Source organism: Candidatus Magnetaquicoccus inordinatus, from assembly GCF_004217665.1.
GTDB lineage: Bacteria > Pseudomonadota > Magnetococcia > Magnetococcales > Magnetaquicoccaceae > Magnetaquicoccus > Magnetaquicoccus inordinatus.
This window is the reverse complement of record NZ_RXIU01000184.1, coordinates 2,369-7,104: the sequence shown is the minus strand read 5'-3', so window position 1 is coordinate 7,104 and position 4,736 is coordinate 2,369. Positions and strand designations below refer to the sequence as shown.

5 protein-coding genes are annotated in these 4,736 nt (G+C 54.6%); all 5 read right to left on the bottom strand.

Annotation, left to right across the window (positions count from 1 at the left end; genetic code table 11):
• Positions 1-30: 30 nt before the first annotated feature.
• Positions 31-924 (bottom strand): ribonuclease III, encoded by an 894-nt coding sequence (gene rnc, locus EJP87_RS12175; protein ID WP_227657610.1) that lies wholly within the window; start codon positions 922-924, stop codon positions 31-33.
• A gap of 18 nt (positions 925-942) precedes the next feature.
• Positions 943-1,344: a hypothetical protein gene (locus EJP87_RS12170; RefSeq protein ID WP_130472146.1), complete on the bottom strand. Its 402-nt coding sequence runs from the start codon at positions 1,342-1,344 to the stop codon at positions 943-945.
• A gap of 19 nt (positions 1,345-1,363) precedes the next feature.
• The gene (gene lepB / locus EJP87_RS12165) at positions 1,364-2,290 is read right to left on the bottom strand and encodes a signal peptidase I (RefSeq protein ID WP_227657609.1); all 927 of its coding nucleotides are present in this window, start codon (positions 2,288-2,290) and stop codon (positions 1,364-1,366) included.
• 63 nt (positions 2,291-2,353) lie between these two features.
• Positions 2,354-4,168, bottom strand: a complete 1,815-nt coding sequence (lepA, locus tag EJP87_RS12160) for a translation elongation factor 4 (protein WP_130472145.1) — start codon at positions 4,166-4,168, stop codon at positions 2,354-2,356.
• Positions 4,169-4,273: 105 nt separating this feature from the next.
• Positions 4,274-4,736, bottom strand: a 463-nt coding sequence (locus EJP87_RS17870; RefSeq protein WP_193771340.1) for a hypothetical protein, incomplete at its 5' end; no start/stop codon positions are given.

Below are 4,736 nucleotides of genomic sequence, written 5' to 3'. Positions count from 1 at the left end.
CGTTGACTCGACTTGCTTTGGGTTGCTTTATCACAAAAGTATCTCCATATCGTGCGCAAACCGCTCTTCTGTCGGTTCCGCGCTACCTGATTGTGTCTGCTGTTGGTCCTGCGTTTGTTGTAAAGCCTGATAAATCGCTTGTGCAGCGGCTTGTTCAGCACTTCGTTTGCTGCTGCCGCTACCGATGCGCTGCAGGGAGTCGTTGGCACTTTTTTGCCATTGCACCATGCAGGCAACTTGAAATAGGCGTGCATGATCGGGACCATCGATCTGCAACACCTGATAGACGGGCAGGGGCAGGCCGATGCCTTGTAAATGCTCTTGCAACAGCGATTTATAATCCTTTTTTCTTGGTCCCGATCGGCACTGTTGCAAATGTTGTGCAAACAAACCTTCTATGACTGCGAAGACCGCCTGGTATCCACCATCCAGATAGATTGCTCCCAGCAGGGCTTCCAGGGCATTGCCCAGGACAGAGCTCTTTTCGGCCCCCCCGCTTAAACGTTCGCCGCGTCCCAGATGCAGCAGTTGGCCCAATCTGAGCTGTTTGGCAATGCGTGCCAAAGTGTGGCTGTTGACCAGCAAGGAGCGCCAGTGCGAAAGTTGTCCCTCGCTCTGTTCAGGAAAGAGGTGGAACAACAGATCGGAGATGGCCAGTTCCAGCACGGCATCACCCAAAAACTCCAGACGTTCATTGTGCTGTTGCCGTTCCAGAGTGCTTTTGCTGCTGGTCTGGGACAGACGATCCTGCAAAAAGGAGCGATGGGTCAACGCCTGCGCCAGAAGCACCTGTTTCTGGAAAAAATAGTCCAATTGTTTTTGCAGGTTGCCCATCTGTTGGGCGCGCTCCGGAACGGGCTCGCTGTGCTGGGGAAGGGGGATCTCTTCGAGGAGAGGAGTGTTGCCAGTGCTGTTCAGATCCATGCTATCGCCCTCGTTCTTTCAACTCTCCACTTCATAGAGGAACACCCATTTTTCATAACCTTCCACGGTGAAAGTATGTTCACCGATGCGTAACTCCAATGGCACTTCATAGCGCACGGCCACCCGGTAGCCTTGTGTTGTGGGCAGCATGCGAAAGCTCTCCTGAGTCAGGATCACCCTGGAGCGTCCCAGTTCAATTTTGACGCGCCGTTGCACCTCTTCCAAGGGCAGCGGAGCAAACTCTTTGACCACTCGGTCGGCCAGTTCCCGCAAGAGGAAACATTCATAGAGTTTGGGAGCGGTGCTGGCCAGGAAGGAGAAAAGCAATCCAGCCAGGGCGATAAAAAGCAACAGGGTGAAAAAGGAGAAACCCTGTTGCTTCTGGAAGCGCCGCCCGACCGGGGGAGAGAGAGTTTTCACCTTGCTGCTCCGGGAGTGTTCATTGGATACTTTTTCCCAATCGTTCCCAACGCAGCCGACCTGCCTGGTGATCCCAGGACCAAAAGATGGCCAACGCCTCTCCGACCAGGCGGTAGGAGGGGACAAAGCCCCAGGCACGACTGTCGTTACTGTTGTCGCGGTTGTCACCCATCACAAAATAGTGTCCGGGGGGGACGGTGGTATCGGTGATATCGGAGTAGGAAAAGGGGCGCACCAAAACCGGATGAATCAGCTCACTCTCGGTGGCTGTGCCCGGTAATTTTTCTTTCAAGAGCAGGGATTCAACATCTTCACCATGTTCGTTTTTATAGACAAATTGTCCATTGGCTTCATAGGCGACAGCCTCGCCATTGATGAAGAGACGTTTATTGCGGTAGGTGATGCGGTCACCGGGTAGTCCAACGACCCGTTTGATATAATCTTTGCGTGGATCCTGGGGATATTCAAAGACCGCTACATCGCCTCGTTTGGGACCGCTGCCCAAAAAGAAACGCTCTTTGCTAAAGGGGATGCGGTGTCCGTAGGCCATTTTGCTGACAAAGAGATAATCGCCGACCAGCAAGGTAGGGATCATGGAGCCGGAGGGGATTTTGAAAGGTTCAATGATGAAGGTGCGCACCACCAAGGCGATGCCGACGGCGGTAACGATGGCCTCATAATATTCGACCAGGACATCGTTGCGGCTGAAGAAGCGCTTTCCGAAGAAGAGAAAAAGTCCGCCGCTGCCAATCAACCCCAGGGAGGCCATCATGCCCAGGCTGATACTAGAATAGGCGGCATCGCTGCCCGGAGCAGGTTTATCACCGATACTGTAGATGCCGAGCATGAACAGGCCGGTCATCAGCAAGAGGAGACCGTGCAGGAGATGTCGTTTATCGTGCTGTTCGGGTTGGGAACCCACAATCAGGCTATCGACTGCCATCATACCATTCCTTATGCAAACCGGTGAGGTCGGGGAGTGGAGCGTCGCCAGGCATCTTGCCCGGCGCTAATCCACCTTCAGCACGGCCAGGAATGCCTCTTGTGGCACCTCCACGCGACCGATCTGTTTCATACGTTTTTTACCCTCTTTTTGCTTGTCGAGCAATTTTCTTTTCCTGGTAATATCGCCGCCGTAGCATTTGGCAGTCACATTTTTGCGCAAGGCGCTGACGGTTTCGCGCGCGATAATTTTGGCCCCGATTGCGGCTTGAATGGCCACCTCAAACATTTGCCGATGGATCACCTCGCGCATTTTTTTCACCAGTTCCCGACCGCGAATTTGGCTTTTATCGCGATGAACGATAACCGACAAGGCATCGACCGGGTCGCCATTGATCAGGATGTCCAACTTGACCAGGTCACCGGGGCGATAATCGAGAAACTCATAATCGAGGGAGGCATAGCCGCGGGAGAGGGATTTGAGACGATCAAAAAAGTCCATCACCACTTCGCTCAAAGGCATTTCATAGTGCAGCATGACCCTGGTTTCGGAGATATAGGACATATCCTGCTGCAAGCCGCGCCGCTCGGTGCAGAGCTGCATCACCGGTCCGAGATGTTCGGTAGGGACCAGGATGGCGGCTTTGATAAACGGTTCATCGATTTGCAGATAGCGGCCAGCCGGTGGCAGATCGGCCGGGTTATGCACCTCGATGATCACCCCGTCGGTACGATGCACACGGTAGACCACAGTGGGTGCGGTGGTGATCAGATCCAGATCAAACTCTCGTTCCAGGCGCTCTTGCACAATCTCCATATGCAGCAGGCCCAAAAAGCCGCAGCGACAGCCAAAACCCAAGGCAGGAGAGGTTTCTGGTTCAAAATTGATGGCAGAGTCGTTTAAGGAGAGTTTTTCCAGGGCATCGGTGAGGGCTTCATAATCGGAGGCGATGACCGGATAGAGACCGGCAAAGACCATTGATTTGGCTTCACGAAATCCTGGCAGGCGTTCTGTGGTGGGTGAGGCGGCATCGGTCATGGTGTCGCCGACCCGTGCCTGAGAGACCACCTTGATGCCCGCTACCACCCAGCCCACCTCTCCCGCAGAGAGTGCGGCAACCGGGGTCATTTTGGGGGTAAAGATACCCACGCTATCCAGCGGATAGTCGGCGCCAACGCTCAACAGGCGAATTTTGCGGGTCCGTTCGCTGCTGCCTTGGGTATTCAAGCGTCCATCATAGAGGCGCACCAGGGAGATAACCCCCAAATAGTTGTCATACCAGGAGTCGACGACCAGCGCTTTCAATGGGGCGTCGGGATCTCCTTGCGGGGGAGGAATCAGAGCGACCACCGCTTCGAGAATCTCGCGGATACCGATGCCGGTTTTGGCTGAGGCCAGTACCGCTTGCGAGGCGTCGAGGCCGATCACCTCTTCGATCTGTGTGCGTACCCGTTCGGGGTCGGCGGAAGGAAGATCGATTTTGTTGAGCACTGGTACAATGGCCAGATTGTTTTCGAGGGCCAGGTAGACATTGGCCATGGTTTGTGCTTCTACACCTTGCACGGCATCGACCACCAGTAGTGCCCCTTCGCAGGCAGCCAGGGAGCGGGAGACCTCGTAGGAAAAGTCAACGTGGCCGGGGGTGTCGATCAAATTGAGGATATAGGTACGGCCATTGAGGGCCTTGTAGTTCAGTCGTACCGATTGTGCTTTGATGGTGATGCCGCGTTCACGTTCCAGGTCCATACTGTCGAGAACCTGTTCGGTCATGTCGCGGGCATCCAGGCCGCCGGTAAATTCAATCAAACGATCGGCGAGGGTGCTTTTGCCGTGATCGATGTGAGCGATAATGGAGAAGTTACGAATATGATCCAGGGTCATAAGAGAGTGGTCATCAGGGAGAGGGTTGATAGTGTGCCATCAGAAAAGGACAACCGAAAGGGGGTGCTTCGGTTGTCCGGTTTCCTGTTTGGTCGGTGCCGACCGTTACTTATAATCTCCCCGATCCGTTTTCGCCAGTTCTACTGTTGCCAAGACGGCTGTTCTATGCAAAAGATCCCGTTCTTCGCCTTTTTCCGTGCCATGGGAGAGGGTACGCAGGGCATTGTCACGGGTTTCACGCAGCCGTTCTCTGGCCACATCCAGATTGCCGGAGCCAATAGCCGATTGCACCAGATCGTGTCCCAAGGCTTCCAGGGAGTCCAACAGATCATCGGTTTGTTGCAGGTGTTCCCGGCGTTGATGGCGACCTGGGTCACTGCTGGAGTTATTGGGGTCAAACTGTACCGACTGGATGACCGAGACGGCTTCAGCTTCTTTAACCCCGGAAACTTCCGCCAATTGCCGGGCAAATATTTCCCCCGCAGGCGAACCGGGGGCGATATTCTTACCGGAAACGGCAGGGCGTGCTATGGTCTTTTCGCCTTTGTCCACACGGCGGATAGTCATG

What these genes read in the sequence shown, in the direction of transcription:
- rnc (WP_227657610.1), bottom strand. Translation starts at nt 924, where the DNA reads ATGGATCTGAACAGCACTGGCAACACTCCTCTCCTCGAAGAGATCCCC.
- lepB (WP_227657609.1), bottom strand. Translation starts at nt 2,290, where the DNA reads ATGATGGCAGTCGATAGCCTGATTGTGGGTTCCCAACCCGAACAGCAC.
- lepA (WP_130472145.1), bottom strand. Translation starts at nt 4,168, where the DNA reads ATGACCCTGGATCATATTCGTAACTTCTCCATTATCGCTCACATCGAT.